The 16,305-nt window shown below is 72.1% G+C and carries 11 protein-coding genes; 6 read left to right on the top strand and 5 right to left on the bottom strand.

Annotation, left to right across the window (positions count from 1 at the left end):
- Positions 1–18 precede the first annotated feature (18 nt).
- Positions 19–1,062 carry a C40 family peptidase gene (locus ABT296_RS06290; protein ID WP_351923805.1) on the top strand — a complete coding sequence of 348 codons (1,044 nt, stop codon included), beginning with the start codon at positions 19–21 and terminating at the stop codon, positions 1,060–1,062.
- 378 nt (positions 1,063–1,440) lie between these two features.
- Here ABT296_RS06290 and ABT296_RS06285 read toward each other — a convergent pair whose 3' ends face one another.
- The gene (locus ABT296_RS06285; protein ID WP_351923803.1) at positions 1,441–1,827 is read right to left on the bottom strand and encodes a DUF4913 domain-containing protein; all 387 of its coding nucleotides are present in this window, start codon (positions 1,825–1,827) and stop codon (positions 1,441–1,443) included.
- Positions 1,828–1,975: 148 nt separating this feature from the next.
- Between ABT296_RS06285 and ABT296_RS06280 the strand changes: the two genes are divergently transcribed.
- A complete protein-coding gene (locus ABT296_RS06280) occupies positions 1,976–3,580 on the top strand; it encodes a hypothetical protein (protein ID WP_351923801.1) in 1,605 nt (534 codons plus the stop codon).
- A gap of 64 nt (positions 3,581–3,644) precedes the next feature.
- On the opposite strand, the gene ABT296_RS06275 is transcribed toward ABT296_RS06280, so the two are convergent.
- On the bottom strand, positions 3,645–5,078 hold the full coding sequence (locus ABT296_RS06275; RefSeq protein WP_351923799.1) for a hypothetical protein: 1,434 nt from the start codon (positions 5,076–5,078) through the stop codon (positions 3,645–3,647).
- A gap of 157 nt (positions 5,079–5,235) precedes the next feature.
- Between ABT296_RS06275 and ABT296_RS06270 the strand changes: the two genes are divergently transcribed.
- The 3 genes from ABT296_RS06270 (at position 5,236) to ABT296_RS06260 (ending at position 8,243) form a co-directional block, all read left to right on the top strand.
- Positions 5,236–5,631, top strand: coding sequence for a DUF4913 domain-containing protein (locus ABT296_RS06270; protein ID WP_351923797.1), 396 nt, complete (start codon positions 5,236–5,238; stop codon positions 5,629–5,631).
- Between the two features lie 88 nt (positions 5,632–5,719).
- Positions 5,720–6,586 (top strand): hypothetical protein, encoded by an 867-nt coding sequence (locus ABT296_RS06265; protein WP_351923795.1) that lies wholly within the window; start codon positions 5,720–5,722, stop codon positions 6,584–6,586.
- 52 nt (positions 6,587–6,638) lie between these two features.
- The gene (locus tag ABT296_RS06260) at positions 6,639–8,243 is read left to right on the top strand and encodes a glycosyl hydrolase (RefSeq protein WP_351923793.1); all 1,605 of its coding nucleotides are present in this window, start codon (positions 6,639–6,641) and stop codon (positions 8,241–8,243) included.
- A gap of 21 nt (positions 8,244–8,264) precedes the next feature.
- Here the strand turns inward: ABT296_RS06260 and ABT296_RS06255 are convergent, their stop codons facing one another.
- Complete coding sequence (locus ABT296_RS06255; protein ID WP_351923791.1) at positions 8,265–11,135, bottom strand: AfsR/SARP family transcriptional regulator; 2,871 nt, start codon at positions 11,133–11,135, stop codon at positions 8,265–8,267.
- Between the two features lie 191 nt (positions 11,136–11,326).
- Between ABT296_RS06255 and ABT296_RS06250 the strand changes: the two genes are divergently transcribed.
- A complete protein-coding gene (locus tag ABT296_RS06250; protein WP_351923789.1) occupies positions 11,327–12,670 on the top strand; it encodes a hypothetical protein in 1,344 nt (447 codons plus the stop codon).
- A gap of 9 nt (positions 12,671–12,679) precedes the next feature.
- On the opposite strand, the gene ABT296_RS06245 is transcribed toward ABT296_RS06250, so the two are convergent.
- Both ABT296_RS06245 and ABT296_RS06240 read right to left on the bottom strand, forming a co-directional pair.
- Entirely contained in the window at positions 12,680–13,402 is a 723-nt protein-coding gene (locus ABT296_RS06245) for a hypothetical protein (protein ID WP_351923787.1), read from the bottom strand.
- 55 nt (positions 13,403–13,457) lie between these two features.
- A complete protein-coding gene (locus ABT296_RS06240; RefSeq protein WP_351923785.1) occupies positions 13,458–16,205 on the bottom strand; it encodes a helix-turn-helix transcriptional regulator in 2,748 nt (915 codons plus the stop codon).
- Positions 16,206–16,305: the final 100 nt, after the last annotated feature.

Below are 16,305 nucleotides of genomic sequence, written 5' to 3'. Positions count from 1 at the left end.
GAAGGGAGCTCCGGCCGGATGAGCCAGCTGAGCCGTACCCTGCACGCCCACGGCCGCCGGACGGCGGTCGCCGTCACCCTGGCCTGCGTCCTGACGGCGACGGTCCAGCAGCCCGCCCACGGCGAGCCCTCGACCCTCCCCGAGGTGCAGGCCGAACTCCGCCGCCTGTACCGCCAGGCCGAACGCGCCACGGAGAAGTACAACGCCGTCGACGAGGAGGTGACCGCGCAGGAGAAGCGGGTCCGTACCCTGACCGCCCGGATCACGGCGGCCGAGACCCGGCTGGACCGGCTGACCTCGCTGGCCGGGGCCGCGGCACGCGCCCAGTACCGGTCCGGCGGCCTGCCCGCCGAGGTGCAGTTCGCCCTGTCGAGCGAGCCCGAGAACGCCCTGCACAACGCCTCGCTGGCCCGGCGGGCGCAGCAGTCCACCCTGGGTGTGCTGACCGCGCTGGCCGACACCGAGGACGACCTGCGCACCCGCAAGACCGACGCCTCGGAGGAGCTGGACACCCTGCGCGGCAGCCGTCGCGCACGGGCCGCCGAGCGCCGGACGATCGAGAAGAACATCGCGTCGGCGAAACGGCTGGAGTCCCGCCTGAAGGCGGAACAGCGCAGGGAACTGGCCGAGTTGGAGGAGAAGGAGGCCGAGGAGGCACAGGCGGAGTGGGAGGAGTCCGGCATCCTCGACCAGGTCGGCACCGAGGCCACGAAGGCGGGCCGCAAGGCCATCGCCTTCGCCACCCGGCAGATCGGCAAACCCTACGTCTGGGGTGCCGAGGGCCCCGACTCCTTCGACTGCTCGGGCCTGACCTCCCAGGCCTGGCTGTACGCGGGTGTCACCATCCCCCGCACCTCCGAGGAGCAGTGGCGTCAACTGACCCGCGTCCCGGTCGAGAACATGCGCCCGGGTGACCTGATCATCTACTACGACGACGCCAGCCATGTGGCCCTCTACATCGGCGACGGCGAGGTCATCCAGGCCCCGCGACCGGGGCGTTGGGTGTACATCTCGCCGGTGGCGTCGATGGAGATCCTCGGGGTGGTGCGGCCGGACGCGTGAGCGCGGTGAGGGGCGGGCCGCCCCTCACCGCTCGGCGCCGGTTTCAGCCCGCCCGCCGGGCGGACGCCCGGTGGTGGCTGCCCGGCCGTTGGGCCGCGGCCGTCTCCGGGACCGGCTCGAATCCCGGCGGCAGGGGAAGCAGTCCGGCGGGCAGCGGCGCCGGGGCAAGCCGCGGCGCGGGACCGGGCCGCCCGGTCGCCCGGTCCGGCGGGAGCGGCCGGGGACGGCGCCGTGCCAACAGCCCTTGCGGGGGCAGGGGAACAGCCGGCTGCGGTACTGGCATGGGCTTACCTCCGAGACCTGTCCACTGCGGGATGCCGGCCCGGTCGTACGACGGTGCCGGTTCGGCAGGCACAACGGCCCGTGGCCGGGTTCGGTTCATTCCTCCGGGTCCTCGGACGCCCCGCCGAACGGGTCGACGGCGTCGACGGGGGGCTTCTCCTTCACGCGGTGCGCCCCGGGCTTGCAGCCCGCGAACGGGCCGGCCGGATCTCTGAGGCTGTGCATGACCGGCCCCAGACAGTCCCGGTGCCAGGTGACGGGCCCGCTGCCGGGAGTGTCGGACTCGGTCAGCTCCTCCCAGGCGAGCCACAGCGCGTGCAGCTGGGCCACCGCCTCCGGATGCTCCCACCAGCGGGAACACCACGGGGCCGAGGAGGTGACCTCCCTGCCGTAGACCGGCAGCAGCACATGGTGGACCCAGAGGGTCAGCCTGCGCAGCGTGCGACCGTACTCCGTGCCCTCCTGGTACAGGATGAATCTCATGGGTGCCTCCCTGGCGCGCGGGGTGTCGGCAGGACAACGCCCGTGTGCGACAAGCGGTTCAAGCCGACGCCCGTTGAACCGCACCCGGATCCGGGCCCGTTGGGGACTCACAACACCCGTCCGGCACCGTCGAAGAGGAGGGCTCACGATGGCGGGCTTCAACCAGGCACAGTTCGACCGCGACAGAGCCGATCTCAACCAGAGCCTGCGCCGCTACAACCTGCACAAAGACTCGACGTTCATGACCTCGCTCAACGGCTACCTCGACAAGCTCCAGCAGGAGGGCACCTGGATCAGCCAGGGGCACACGCCCAACGCCAACTGGACGGGGCAGCAGCAGGTCGACGCGCTGATCGGCCAGTTCGACCGCAAGCACGCCTTTCACGTCCCGGCCTCCTGGTGGCGCGCGCACCGCAATGACCACGGTTTCCGCGAGGCGCGTGCCGCCAAGGCGGAGGAGGCGGCCGCCCACGGGTACCTGTGGTCCAAGACCGAGCCGGGTCCCGCCGCGAAGCGGGCAGCCGCGGACCAGGGGCTGATTCTGGAGACGTCGGTCCCGGGCAAGCTGTTCGACGGGAAGAACTTCGGGTTCGAGAAGTGGTCGGACTCCCCCACCATGGGCAAGCTCTGGGAGAACTTCTCCACCCACTACGTGGACGGTCTGGACGGACCGGTGAAGGCGCTGGTGCTGGACGGCATCGTCGACAACAGCGTGCTGACCCGTCTGGAGTGGCCGCTTCTGCGGGACAGGATCGAGGCCGGTGAGGTCCCCCCGCTGCGGGTCAACGTGATGAACATCGTCGGGGACCCGACCGACTCGCGTACCTGGACATTGGACACGGTGGCGGGTTTCGACGTGCGATCGCAGGACTCCTTCGACAATCTGCCCCGGCCCACGGACCCGGAGTTCTGGACCAAGCAGACCCGTTGGCACAACCGTCAGCGCGCAGAGGCCCAGAGCTCCACGGACAGCGCTTCGAGCGGGTCCTCGGACGAGTACTCGCTGCACAACTTCCACGAGGTCTTCGACAAGCCGTACACGGTTGTCGTCCTGTCCGACCCGGGGTCCGCTCCCCCGCAGATCGCCGGCGTCATCTCCTCCAGCCCCGAGCAGCTCTCCCGGGTGGTGACCAACCAGCTCTCCAGGAACGGCTCCGACGAGGCGCTGGCCGGGCGTACCTCGCCGGCGAGTGCCGGAGCGCGGCAGGGCGCGGAGCTGCTGGCGAGCGCGACCCTCGACTACAAGCTCCGGGCCCTGGAGGCGGAGCAGGAGCGCAGGGGCAGCGACTCCAGCTCGCCGGAGCGGTCCATGGCCGCCACCACACAGGAACAGTACGACGTGTCCCAGCTGGCCGACGACTTCTCCCAGATGGCTCCTCCGTCGCCCGGCGGGTACTTCCCGCCCCAGGTGGCGGTGAGCGACCTCGCGCGCACCTCCGTGCCCCAGGGCGGAACGTGGGCGGGCTACGGACAGCCCCTCCCTCCGGTCGGCAACGTCCAATCGTTCAACCCGGGGCAGGGCAACGTCAGCAAGACCCCGAGCACCGCCTCCTCGGACTACGACGGGCCCGCCCTCCAACGGGCCGAGCGGGTGCCCAGCGACCCGCCGGCCGAACAGCGGGAGTCGCGCGAGTCACGGCACCACGGCGAATCCTCCGAGCGCCGGCACAAGGACAAGAAGCGGGCCGAGCCGCCCAGCTGGATGAAGTGGATGGCGGGGGCCCCGGGGCCGTCGGCGCCCAAGAAGCGGTGACACCGGACACCCGACGGTGTCGCCCCCGCCCGGCTCGCACGGGCGGGGGCGACGCCTCCGGTTCTCAGCCCATACTCGCCGCCCGCCTCACCGGAGCCTGCCCGGGAGGCGGCGCGACGGCGGCGTCGGTCAGGCCCTGTCCCTCCGGGGAGGGGGTGCGGGGCATGGTCATCGCGGCGACCTGCTGGCGGAGCTGGTTCACGTCCACCTCGGTCGGGGGACTCGGCGTGCGCCGCGGCGAGTGGTCCGCCGAGGTGGACTGGTGCACCTCGTAGGGGAGGTGCGCCGGCCTGTTCAGCCCTTCCATGCCGAGCGCGGCCGCCTCGCGGACGCCGAAGTTGCTGGCCTGCACCAGGGTGACGTTGCGGTCCATGGCGAGATCGGTCACCTGGCCCGGATCGTTCGTGGGATCGGTGCGCCAGCTGTTCTGGTTGTCCTTGCCCAGGCTCAGCTGGGGTAGCACCCGCACCTGGCCGACCTGGTACGCCTGCATCGTGACGTCCCTCCAGGTCTGCTGATCCACCTGGAGCACGGGCATGTCCTGCTGGGTCTGTCCGGGCGGCGTCACGGGCCTGCCGTAGACGAGGTGGATGCCGTCGGCGAGCGCGCTGACCGCCATGCGGCCGATGATGTCGACCCGGCTGGGGTCCTGGGTGTTGTACTTGGCGCCCAGGAGGTTGTCGTCGGCGAGATTGATGCTGTCGGGACGGAACCGCTTGTTGTCGTCCCCCGGTCGGAAGCTGACGTTGTCCTTGCCCACCTCGTTCTGGGATATCTGGGCGAGGTAACCGATGTGCTGACTCGCCGCCGCCTTGGCCACCTCCTGCCCCTTCGTCCCCGCACGGGTGTACATGGCGAACACGTCGAGGTGGGGCATCATCTGCGGTTCGATGCCGGCGTCGTCGTGCTGCTGCGTCATCGGCATGAAGCTCGCGTTCAGTACGTGCCGCATGTTGGCGTCCGCGCCGTGTGACAGGTCGACGACCTTCAACTCGGCGGTGGAGTAGTCGAACGGCGCGACCACTTCCGGGGAGAACCGGGGGGAGTTCTGTACCGCGTCCCACTCCGTTTCCGTCATACGGTGGTGTGACAGGTCGACGCTCAGTCCCGTCTCGGTGCCCCGCAGCGCGAAGGTGGCGAGGTCCTTGGCGGCGATGGCGCCCCGGTTGCCCATCTCCATGCTGAAGATGTCGTCGAGGGTCTGCTTGTTGTACTTCGGCCCGACGGCCGCGGCGAGTTGGCCGGTGCGGTCGCGGATGTCCACCACCTCGACGCCGTGCTGCTCCGCCTCGGCGCCGTACCCCTGCATGAGCTCTTCCACACGGAGGCGTCCGGTCTCGCCGGGAGACCGGCGGGGCATCACCACCAGTTCCTTCTGCGAGTTGGGGAACCGCTGGCTCAGCGCCGCCAGTCCCAGTCTCGCGTTGTCGCTCAGCTCCTCGCCGAACCAGATGAACTGCACCTTCTCCGGTTCGGTGACCGGGTTCCGATCGGGCATGCGCGTTCCTCTCCGCCCGGCGGCCGGGCGCCGCCGACTCACCCGCACAACGGACCGCGCCCGCGCGCGGGTTCAGCGCCGCGCGGATGAACCCTCCGCCGGTCCGGGGCCGTAGTAGCGGCGACGACGACCTCGACACAGAACCCGGAGTGCCGACATGACCCTCGCGCCGGAGCCGACCGAGCAGCAGGACGGTCCCGCCTTCATCCTCTACCTGGAGGGCTCCGAGTACGACGACGGACTGCACCGGCTGACGCTCTGGGTGCGCCATCTGCTGCTGCCGGTGTACGGCAGGGAGGTCGGCTCCAACGCCCCCTGGTGCAGCAGCTGGTGGAAGCATCCGGAGGCCGTGGCGCAGTTGTACGGGCTGTGGATGGCCTGGCAGGAGCTGACCGGTCCCGGTTCGGGCGCCACCGGACCGGCGACCTGGCACCGCGACCACCTCGGCCACGTCATGGCCGCGCTGCGCGACCCGTCCGGCCCGTTCGCCGGCTGCAAGCCGGGCACGCACCGGAGCAAGGAGGCCCCGGCGATGGACCCGTACTCGGGGTAGACGGACCGGTCCGCCCGTTGAACCGTTCGCCCCACCCCGCCCGTTGTCGCTCGTGTCAGCACCGCCGACCGTGAAGAGAGGGGGCACCGTGACGGTTGAGGACCCGGCGTCCCCGGCCCGGAACCGGCTGACCAAGGAACGCCCCGAAGTCGCGCTGGCGCGGGACGTGGCCAGGGCCGACCTGATGATGGGCCAGGCGCGCCGCGGCGCCGCGGACCACCCCGAGGAGGCGGCGAGCCTCTTCGAGGACCTGGCGGAGGAACTGCGCCGCCTGTGGGACCGCTTCACCGGCCGATCGCAGTCGGCGCCGGGCGCGGAGTCGTCGCACGCACCGCAGGCACAGCACGCGCCGGAACCGTCCTTCGCCCCCGCTGCCGGGTACGGTCCGCCCGCCGGCCCGGGCCCGCACGCCGGGCCGAGGCAGCCGTCCGCCGGTGAACTGACGGCTCGGCGGGAGATGGCGGGCCTGGAGAAGAAGATCGACCGGCTCGGGCCGGAGTCACGCATGGCCTTCGAGGACGCGATGCTGCGTCTGGTCCGGAACGACGCCACCTTGAAGGCGGCCTTCGAACGGTCCCCGCAGAGCATTCCGACCATCGCGAAGTACGCCGTAAACGCGCACCTTCGTGAGTCCCTGCGGGAGACACCCAGCGCCGAGACAGCCATGGACAGGGCCCGGGACACCATCATGGCCCGGGATGCCCAACAGATGACGGAGCTTCAGAACCGCTGGCAGCGCCAGTCGGGAACACGGGGCGACGGGGAGGGACGGACCCGGTCGCAGGCGCCCGAGGCCGACCATCTGCTCAGCCGGGAAGGGCGCGAACTCCTGCGAAGGCAGGTCGACGAGTCCAGGACGTCCCCACGCCGGACTCCCGTGGGCGAGAACGGCGCCGCCCCCACCCCCGCCGTCCCCCTCCACCGGGCCAACGCCTCCAAGCCCCGGCTGTCCTGAACGAACCCCCCGCCGATTCATGCCACCGCCACCATGGGAAGGGCCCGCTCGTATGCGCACCCCTCGCCGCACAGGCAGTCCTGCCGCGCTGCTCGCGGCCCTGCTGCTGGTCATCGCCGCGGTGACCGCCACCGCCCTCACCCTCCAGGGCGACCGGTCCGGCCGGGCGGCCGCCGACGGCGCCCCGGCCGCCCTCGCGGGCACCGCCGAGCACACCCTCACCTTCCGCAACCGCACCGACGGCCGTATCTGGGTGGGCAGTACGGTCAACGCCGACGGGTCCGCCGCGCTCACCGGGCTGCCGATGCTGGAGCCGGGTCAGTCCGCCACGATCACCATCCCCGAGCACAGCGGCGCCGGGCACTGGCGGGGCAAGTTCTTCGCCCGGCAGGGCTGCACCGGCGAGGCGGGCAGCACCTTCCACTGCACGGTCGGTGACTGCGGGCCCTACCCGGACCACTGTTCCCTGGGCGACGAGCCCACCGGTCTGGCCGAGTTCAACTTCGACCCGGCCGATCCCCTCGCCCCCTGGTACAACGTCAGTTACGTCAACGCGGTCTCCGTACCCATCACCATCACCCCCGACAACCTGCCCCTGCCGGAGGCCGGGGAGTGTGCGGTGGCCGGCTGCGCCGAGGAGATGCTGTCCGCCTGCCCGGCCGAGAACCTGGTCAAGGACCCCGCCACCGGGGCGGCACTGGTGTGCGTGAACCCCAACCGGGACGCCAGGACCGCGTACAGCGACATGATCGCCGAGAAGTGCCCCACCGCGTACGGCTGGTCCAAGCAGGACGCCGAGGCGGGCAACCGGGTCGTCTATCAGTGCACCAAGTGCAGCGGCATGACCGTCACCTTCGGAACCGGTGACACCCCGACGACACCCGCCACCCCCACGACCTCCCCCGGCGGCGACACGACGGCCTCCCGGCGCCGGGGCATCAGCCTCAACCCCGTCGACGGCGCCGCCCGGGCGCTCACCGACTCCGGCGCGCACTGGTACTACAACTGGGCCTCCTCCACGGGCCCCGTCGCGCGCCCCGACGGCGTCGAGTACGTCCCGATGATCTGGGGCCCCGGCTCGGTCACCGACGCCGAACTGGGCATGGCCGCGAACGAGGGCACGGCACTGCTCGGCTTCAACGAGCCGGACCGCGCCGACCAGGCGAACCTGACGCCTGAGCAGGCCCTGGACCTGTGGCCCCGGCTCCAGTCCACCGGACTGCGCCTGGGCGCCCCGGCGGTCTCCTACGGGGGCGAGGTGGCCGACGGCTGGCTGGACCGCTTCATGCGGGGAGCGGCCGAGCGCGGACTGCGCGTCGACTTCATCCCCCTGCACTGGTACGGCGGTGACTTCGGCCCCGACGCCGCCAACCAGCTGCGCGGCTATCTCCAGGCCGTCCACGACCGCTACGGCAAGCCGATCTGGCTGACCGAGTACGGCCTCATCGACTTCTCCCAGAACCCGCCCCGCTACCCGAGCGAGGGGGAACAGACCGCCTTCGTCGAGTCGTCGACGCGCATGCTGGAGGGCCTGGACTTCGTGGAACGGTACGCCTGGTTCACCCTGTCCACCCGGACCGCCCCGACGGGCCTGTACGACGGCACGACCCCGAACGCGAGCGGCCGCGCCTATCGCGACGCGGACCCGACGAGGTAGGCCCGGATGGATGCGAGGACCTCAGTGCGCGGCGCCCTCCAGGCGGCCGAGCCGTTCGCGGACCTTCTCGGCGTCCGGGTGGTCGAACTCCGCGAGGATCTCCAGGGCCCGCCGCCAGCTCGCGCGAGCGGCCTCCGGCCGGTCGGCGGCCAGCTGGACGTCTCCGAGGTTGCTCAGGGTGTGCCCCTCGCCCCAGCGGTTGCCGACCTTCCGGTGCGCCTCCAGCGCCTGGTCGTAGTGGTCGACGGCCTCGTGGAGCCGGTGCAGCCGGTGGTCGACCGTGCCGAGGATGTCGAGGGCGACGCCGGTGACCCAGTGGTTGTCGCTGGCGCGCAGCACGGTCAGTGCCTCGCCCAGACAGTCGAGGGCCTCGTCGTAGCGGCCGAGCCGCTGGTAGGTGTCGCCCAGGTTGGTCAGGGCGATGCCCACCCCCCAGGCGCTGTCGAGGGCGCGGTCGAGGGCCAGCCCCCGGCGCGTGTACTCGACGGCCTTGTCGAGCCGTCCGGCTTGCAGATAGGCGTCGCCCAGGTTGGACACGGCCGCGGCCCGGCCGTGGACGTCCCCGATCTCCCGGTGGGCCGCCATGGCCCGGTGGTACAGGTCGATGGCCTCGTCGAGCCTGCCGTTGCTGCGCAGCGCGGCGGCCGTGTCCGCGAGGGCCTGGGCCTCGCCCCGGCGGTCACCCGCGGCACTCGCGGCGGACAGGCCGGTGCGGGCGCTGGACAGCCACTCGTGCAGATGGCTGCGGAGGTAGAAGAACCCCCACAGGACGGCGGGCAGGCGCCAGGCGAGGTCGGCGAAGCCGGAGCCCGCTGCCTCGCGCACCGCGCAGACCAGGTTCGGCAGTTCGGTCTCGCACCAGTTCAGCGCCTCGTCGTAGGTGGCGAACTCCAGCGGACGGCACAGATCCGGCGGCGGCTCCAGGGGGATCCGCTTGCGGGTCGGCGTCAGGTGCGGATACGCGGCGTCGGCGGTGTGCAGGAACCAGGCGAGCAACCGCTCCACGGCCCGGTCCCGCTCCTGGGGGTCCTCCTCGGCCCGCACGCGCTCGACGGCGTAGACGCGCAGCAGGTCGTGCAGCGTGTAGCGACCCGGGAAGTGCTCGGTGAGCAGATGGGCCCGGGTGAGTTCGACGAGCAGGGCGGCGGTCTCGCGCACGGGGAGCCCGGTGAGGCCCGCGGCCGCGGGCGCGGAGATGTCGGGGCCCGGGTGCAGGCCGAGCAGCCGGAAGAGGCGTGCCGCCGGTGCGGACAGCGCCTTGTACGACCAGGAGAACACGGCCCGCAGGTCGGTCGTGATGTCGTCGCCGCCGGCGAACGCGTCGAGGCTGCCGTGGCTGTCGGCGAGTTCCTCGGCGATGGCGCTCAGCGGGAAGCCCGCGTGCGCGGCGGCGTGCGCGGCGACGATGGCGAGGGCCAGCGGGAGCCGGGCGCACTGCCGGAGGATCTCGTCCGCGGCCTCGGGCTCGGCCGCGACGCGTGCGCCGCCGAGCCGCCGCGCGAGGAGTTCGCGGGCCTCCGCGGAGGTCAGCTGATCGAGCGTGAGGGGATGCGCGCCCTCGCCGACCACGAGGCCGGTGAGCTGATTGCGGCTGGTCACGATGACGAGGCAGCCGGGAGAGCCGGGCAGCAGGGGGCGGACCTGTCCCGCGTCGCGGGCGTTGTCGAGGACGATCAGCACCCGGCGCTGGGCGAGCATGCTGCGGTAGAGCGCGGTCAGGGCGTCCAGACCGGCGGGGATGCTCATCGGTGGGACGCCGAGTGCGCCGAGGAAGACGCCGATCGCCGATTCGGGCGGCACGATCGAACCGGTCGGGTCGAAGCCGCGCAGGTTGATGTAGAGCTGCCCGTCGGGGAAGCGGTCGGCGATCTCGTGCGCCCAGCGCACGGCCAGCGTGGTCTTGCCGATGCCGCCCATGCCGCCGATCGCACTGATCACGACGGTGCCCGGGGGTCCGCCGTGCTCCGGCAACAGGGCGCGTATGCGGTCGAGTTCCGCGTGGCGGCCGACGAACACCGGCAGATCCGCAGGAAGTTGGGCCGGTCTGGCAGCGGTCACGGGAGCCGGGGGTATCGCCTCGGCGGGGGGCTCGGGCCGCGCGGGCGGCTCCAGGTCCAGGGAGGCGTCGGCAGCGAGAATGCGTTCGTGCAGGTCCTTCAGGGGCGCGCCGGGGTCGATGCCCAGTTCGGCGGCGAGCAGTCCGCGGGTCCTGCGGTAGGACTCCAGCGCTTCGGCCTGTCGGCCGGAACGGTACAGCGCCAGCATCAGCAGTTGGCAGAGCCGCTCCCGCAGCGGGTGGGAGCCGGTCAGGGAGATCAGTTCGGCGATCACCTCGCCGTGGCGGCCGAGTTCGAGATCGGCGTCCAGGCGGGCCTCCAGTACGGCGAGCCGCGCCTCGGCCAGCCGGCTTCGCTCGGCCTCGGCGAACGGGCCGGGGACACCGGTGAGGGCCGTTCCCTGCCAGCCGTCCAGCGCCGTGTGCAACAGGTCCGCGGCATCGAGGACCCGTCCGGCGGCCCGTAACTTCTTCGCCCGCGCGACTCTCTGCTCGAACACGGTCAGGTCCAGGGCACCCTCGGGTGTCCGCACCAGGTACCCGTCCCCCACCGAGACCACCACACGCTCGGACGCGGGCACGTCCCGCCCCGGCTCCAGCACCTTGCGCAGCCGCGACACATAGGTACGCAGTACGGACACGGCGGCCGCCGGAAGGTCCTCGCCCCACACCGTCTCCAGGAGTTCGCCGAGCGTGACCGGACGTCCGCCCCGCAGCAGCAACGCCACCAGGACAGCCCTCTGTTGAGGTGAGCCGAGATCCAGCTCCCGATCACCGCGCCAAGCCCGGACCTGCCCCAACACGGCGAAGCGCGGGGAACTCTCGTAGACGTTCATGCCGGGACTCTACTGACCGGTGGGTGCAGTGTGTTTCTGCGGGTGGAACGTCACATGCCGTTTGTGTCACACCTGTTGAGGTGTGGAGGTGAGTTGAACCGGGGCCGTCCTTTCGCCCGTTGCGGTTCGAGGGGCCGCTCCCGTGGTCCCTCGCAAGGCCGCACGGCGACCGACGTCAGGGAGGAACGGGCATGGACCGGGGCGAAGAGACGGATGACGAGCCCACCGCGCACTTCGAGGTGGTCATCTCCGGCGAGAACTCCGCCACCATCGACGGCGAGCCCGTGTCGCCGGCCGAAGGAGCGACCCTCGACAGCGTGATCCTCGACACCTTGCACCGGCACGCCCAGGAGCGGAACTCCGCCGTGACGGCGGACATCTCGGACCCCTCGGTGGGCTATGTGGCCTACGTCGAGGTCACGGTGGACGGGTCGAGCCGACTGCTGGAGGAACGCGGGGCGGAATCCGTCGGCCGGGACGCCGAGGTCGACAGCGCGGTACCGGCACCCCCGGAGCCGACGGCGGGGCCCCCGCGGCCACCGCTGCCGATCCCCGCGCCGCCGGAACCCGAGCCCGAACCCGAGCCGGAAGCAGGAACCGAGCCGGCAGCGGTACCGTCATCGGCCCCTCTGCTGCGGATCAACCGCCGGAACACACCGCGCCAGTCGGACGACGAGTTCGAACCGCCCGGCCTGCTCCACCGGCCCCTGGTCGTCGGCCCCGTGGCCCTCGGCGTGGCCACGCTGATCATCGTGCCGCTGGTGATGCTGGGCAGCGGCGGGTCCGAGGGCGGGAACGACACCCGCACCGCCCGCGCCAACGACGAGGCGGGCCCCCCTCCCGGCGCGTCGGCCGAACCGCCCGAGCCGACACCGACGGTGTCGCTCTCGCCCAGCATGTCGCCCTCACCCAGCGGGTCGCCCGTCAAGAAGAAGCCCAGGCCGAAGAGCACACCCAAGGACAAGGCACCCGGGGCGGGCGGGGGCTCGGACACCGTCACGGTGACGGCCACTCCCCCGCGCTCCACCGTGACCGTGAAGCCCCCGCAGGACACCGCCGCGACCGCGGTGAACCGCCTGGCGAGGAGCGACCCCTCGGGGCGGCACATCTGCTACCGCGTCTACCTGTCGGGGCAGGGCTGGCAGAAGCCCGTGTGCGACGGAACGCTGGCCGGTACCACGGGCCAGGAGAAGCCCATCAAGGCCATCAACTACGCCGTGGCGGGCGCCGGCGGGTCGGCCGCCAACGCCTTCCGTCACAACCCGGACTCGACCGACGGCCAGGGCGAGTGGATGGCGAGCTGGACCGCGATCAAGGCCGACGGCAAGAACAACTACATCGGCAGCACCAAAAAGAGCGCCCCCTACATGACCGGCTTCGCCATCAACATCGGCAACGGGCAGATCTGCCAGACCGCCAAGGTCCGCGGCTACGACTGGGGCGGCGAGGGCTGCGCGGAGAAGCGGCCCGACTTCGTGTTCGGCGGCACACTGGAGAACACACGCTGGCTGGAGGCCGTCAAGTTCCGGGTGTGAGCCGTTGGTTCAGACGGCGGCCGGGCCTGCGAACGCGACGGAGGCGAGGTCGCGTTCCAGCCGGACCCCGTGGAAGCCGTACGTGGCGATCGAGGGGATCCGCACCAGCAGGCAGAACCGTTCCGTGGCGGCGACGGTGGCCGCGATCTCACGGTAGGAGCGCCGGAGGAAGTAGGCCGCCGCGTGGTTGCCCAGTGCGCTCTGGCCGCAGATGAGCAGCACGGGACGGTTTCCGCCGGGGCCGGTGAACTTGGCGATCAGCGCGTACTCGTCGACACCCCGGGTCCAGCGGTACGTCTCGCCGCCCGCCTCGATGGCCAGCGGATGTTCCGGGTGGTCGAAGGAGTGGAAGAAGACCCCCGGGACGTTCTGGGCGAGGTGTCCCGCGCTGCGCGCGTTGGAGCCGAGGGGGCCGCCGATGCAGAACTCGGGCCGGTCGACGTTGCTGCCGTGGAAGGCGTCGCTGCTCACCACCTCCGTCTCGCAGTTCAGGCCGTGGGCGAGTACGGCGGCCTCGATGAGGGCCTGCACATCGTGGTGGTGGGTGGAACCCGGCGCGTCGTGCGTGTTGTTCATAACCAGCAAACAGGTGTCGCCGGGGCGGGCGCCGACCAGGCGCGACCTCAGCCTGAAGTCCCGGCTGTGCTTCCCGCGATGCCAGAGCCAGACCGCCAGACCGCTGAGGAAACTGGCGATGAGACCCAGCACGATGTCGCCGATCGCCCCTGCCACGATGCTCTCCCCGTCCTGTGCACCCGACCACCCGCCGCACCTGGGATGTTACTGGTCAGTCGTCCCACGCCTGGCGGAGTTGCCGCCTGGAGGTCAGGTCGAGCTTCCGGAAGATCTTCCGCAGGTGGTAGTCGACGGTGCTGGCGCTGATGTACAGCTGGGCGGCGATCTCGGCGTTGGTGGCGCCGCCCTTGGCGAGGCGGGCGATCTGGAGTTCCTGCGGGGTGAGCGTGCTCGACGCTCCGGCCGTTCCGCGGTGGGCGGGTGCCCCGGTGGCCGCGAGTTCGCGGGCGGCGCGCGAAGCGAACCCCGTGGCCCGCATGGCGTCGAACAGGTCGACGGCGGAGCTGAGTTGTTCGCGGGCGGCCTTGCGGCGCTTGCGACGGCGCAGCCACTCGCCGTACTGCAGGTGGGCCAGGGCGAGGTCGGAGCGGGCTCTGGTGCCGGAGAGCAGGGTGACGGCCTCCCGGTAGAGCGGTTCGGCGTGGCTGTCGTCCGCGAGGAGGGCGGCCGAGCGGGCGCGCAGGCCCAGGGCCCAGGGCGTGCCGGAGGCCGCCGCGCGCGAGGCGAGGGTCTTCATCGTGTGGGTGGCGAGGACCCGGTCGCCGCTGCGCACGGCGGCCTCCACGAGGTGAGGCAGGAGCCTTGAGTGGACTCCGAGTTCGTCCTGGTCGATCAGTTCCTGCGCGAGGGTGCGGGCGCGGGCGTAGTCGCCGCGGCTGAGGGCGAGGACCACCATGGCGGTGCCCGCGATGGATTCGACGGCCCCGCTGCCGAGCCAGGTGGCGGCCTCCCTGGAACCGTGCAGCACGGCGTCGAGGTCGTCGTGTTCACCGTGCCAGGCGAGGAGTTCGGGGTGCCGGTAGATGGCCCATACGTCGTCGTTCGCGCCGATCGCGGAGCGGATCTGGTGCCCGTCGGTCAACAGGACCCCGGCGGAGCCCAGTTCACCGAGGTTGGTCTCGGACATCGTGGCGCAGTACAGCGCGGTGTCCAGTTGCCACAGGGAGCCGGTGCGGCGGGCCACGTCTGCGCCGCGGGCGATCACGGCGGTGTGTGTCGGCTCGTCCCACAAAATCATCGACATGGTGACGGTGGGCAGGAAGCCGCGCAGCACCTCCTCGTCGGGGGTGTCCGGGTCCAGGACTGTGGCGCAGGCCCGCCGCAGGTGCGGTACGGCTCGTTCGTAGCCGTCGGTGACGAGGGCCGAGAAGCCGCGCAGGACGAGGTCCAGGCCCTTCGCCTCTTCGGCGGGGGGTATCAGGGTGTGCACGGTCCGGGCTATCTCGGCGGGTGTCGTGTCGCGCACGAGGTGCTCGGCCGTGATGACGCGTTCCACGGCCCCGAGGAGTGCCTGCCGTGCCAGGTCCGGTGCGTCGGCGCCGAGGAGTCGGGCGGCGCGCACGCACAGGGCCGGCGCGTACGCGAACGCGTCCGCACGGCCCAGTGCCAGGCCCGTGTTGGCCCGTACGAGGTGGGCGCGGCCCTGTCCCGGGTCGCCGAGGAGTTCCCCGTCGATGCCGTCGAGCAGCGCCTCCGCCTGGAGCGGTGCCCCGGCGCGGAGCGCCGCCTCGGCCGCGGCGAGCACGCGTTCCGCTCTCGTCCGGCCCTCGGGGGTGAGTTCGGCCGCGCGAGTGAGGAAGGTGGCGCGTGCGGCGTAGCCGCCTCGGGCGCCCGCCCGGTCCGCGACACGTTCCAGTTCGTCGGCGACGGCGGCGTCCCGGCCCACGGCGGCCGCCGCCAGATGCCAGGCGCGTCGATCGGCGTCGGCCGGGCGGTCGGTGACCTGGGCCAGCGCGCGGTGCGCACGCCGCCGTTCGACGCTGGTCGCGCCGCCGTACACGGCGGACCGCACCAAGGGGTGGCGGAACCGGGCGGTGGCACGGACCACCACCAGTCCCGCGGACTCGGCCGGACCGGAGTCCTCCCAGCCGATGCCGAGCCGGTCGGCGGCGCCGGCGAGGTACCCGAGGTCGCCGGCGGGCTCGGTGGCGGCCAGGAGCAGCCAGGTGCGGGTCGGTGCGGGGAGTTCGGCGACCCTGTGCAGGTAGTGCGCCTCCAGGCGGGGGCCCACGGGCAGCGGTTCGGGCAGGGCGAGCCCTCCGGAGAGGTGGTCGCCGGACAGCTCCCGCCCCAGGTCGACGAGGGCCAGGGGGTTGCCGGCCGTGGCGGCCACGATCCGCGCGGCGACCCGGGTGTCGAGCTGCCCGGGGACGGTCTCGCGGAGCAGTTCCAGGGCGGACTCGTCCTCCAGACCGCCGACTTCGTCGCAGGGCAGACCCGTGGGGGCGTCGAAGCCGGTGCGGGCGGCGAAGAGCAGTCCGACGCCCTCGGCGTGCACGCGCCGGCCCACGAAGGCGAGGACGTCCAGGGACTCCGTGTCGAGCCACTGGGCGTCGTCCACGCAGGCCAGCACGGGCCGTTCCTTGGCCGCCTCGGCGAGCAGCGTGAGCGTGGCGAGTCCCACCAGGAACCGGTCGGCGGCCGGGCCCTCGGCCAGTCCGCAGGCCACGCGCAGCGCCTGGCGCTGGGCGTCGGGCAGGGCGCCGGGTTCCTTCAGGCCGTCGAGGAAGGGGACGAGCAGCCGGTGCAGCGCGGCGAAGGGGAACCCGGACTCCGCCTCGACTCCGGCCACGCGCAGGACGCAGAGGCCGGCGGCCTCGGCGGCGGTGTGGTCCAGGAGTGCGGTCTTGCCGATTCCCGCGTCGCCGCGCAGGAGGAGGGCACCGCTCATGCCGTCCCGCAGGTTCGTGACGAACCGGCCCAGGGTCTCACGTTCCCGGACGCGCCCCTTGAGTGTCACCCGGACACCTTTCAGCAAGGTCGGGTGTCGAAGTCAATGGCGACGCTGCCCTCCTGTGCAGTGCACCCGGCCCTCCACTGGTAGGGCCCATCCTCCGCAA

Origin of the sequence: Streptomyces sp. NPDC000983, from assembly GCF_040299205.1 — a bacterium.
Classification (GTDB): Bacteria; Actinomycetota; Actinomycetes; order Streptomycetales; family Streptomycetaceae; genus Streptomyces.
This window is presented reverse-complemented; position numbering and strand designations above follow the sequence as displayed.

Excerpts from the sequence above, each read along its gene's own strand:
- ABT296_RS06275 (WP_351923799.1), bottom strand. The coding sequence starts at position 5,078 with ATGCCCGATCGGAACCCGGTCACCGAACCGGAGAAGGTGCAGTTCATC.
- ABT296_RS06260 (WP_351923793.1), top strand. The coding sequence starts at position 6,639 with ATGCGCACCCCTCGCCGCACAGGCAGTCCTGCCGCGCTGCTCGCGGCC.
- ABT296_RS06270 (WP_351923797.1), top strand. The coding sequence starts at position 5,236 with ATGACCCTCGCGCCGGAGCCGACCGAGCAGCAGGACGGTCCCGCCTTC.
- ABT296_RS06280 (WP_351923801.1), top strand. The coding sequence starts at position 1,976 with ATGGCGGGCTTCAACCAGGCACAGTTCGACCGCGACAGAGCCGATCTC.
- ABT296_RS06255 (WP_351923791.1), bottom strand. The coding sequence starts at position 11,135 with ATGAACGTCTACGAGAGTTCCCCGCGCTTCGCCGTGTTGGGGCAGGTC.
- ABT296_RS06290 (WP_351923805.1), top strand. The coding sequence starts at position 19 with ATGAGCCAGCTGAGCCGTACCCTGCACGCCCACGGCCGCCGGACGGCG.
- ABT296_RS06285 (WP_351923803.1), bottom strand. The coding sequence starts at position 1,827 with ATGAGATTCATCCTGTACCAGGAGGGCACGGAGTACGGTCGCACGCTG.
- ABT296_RS06250 (WP_351923789.1), top strand. The coding sequence starts at position 11,327 with ATGGACCGGGGCGAAGAGACGGATGACGAGCCCACCGCGCACTTCGAG.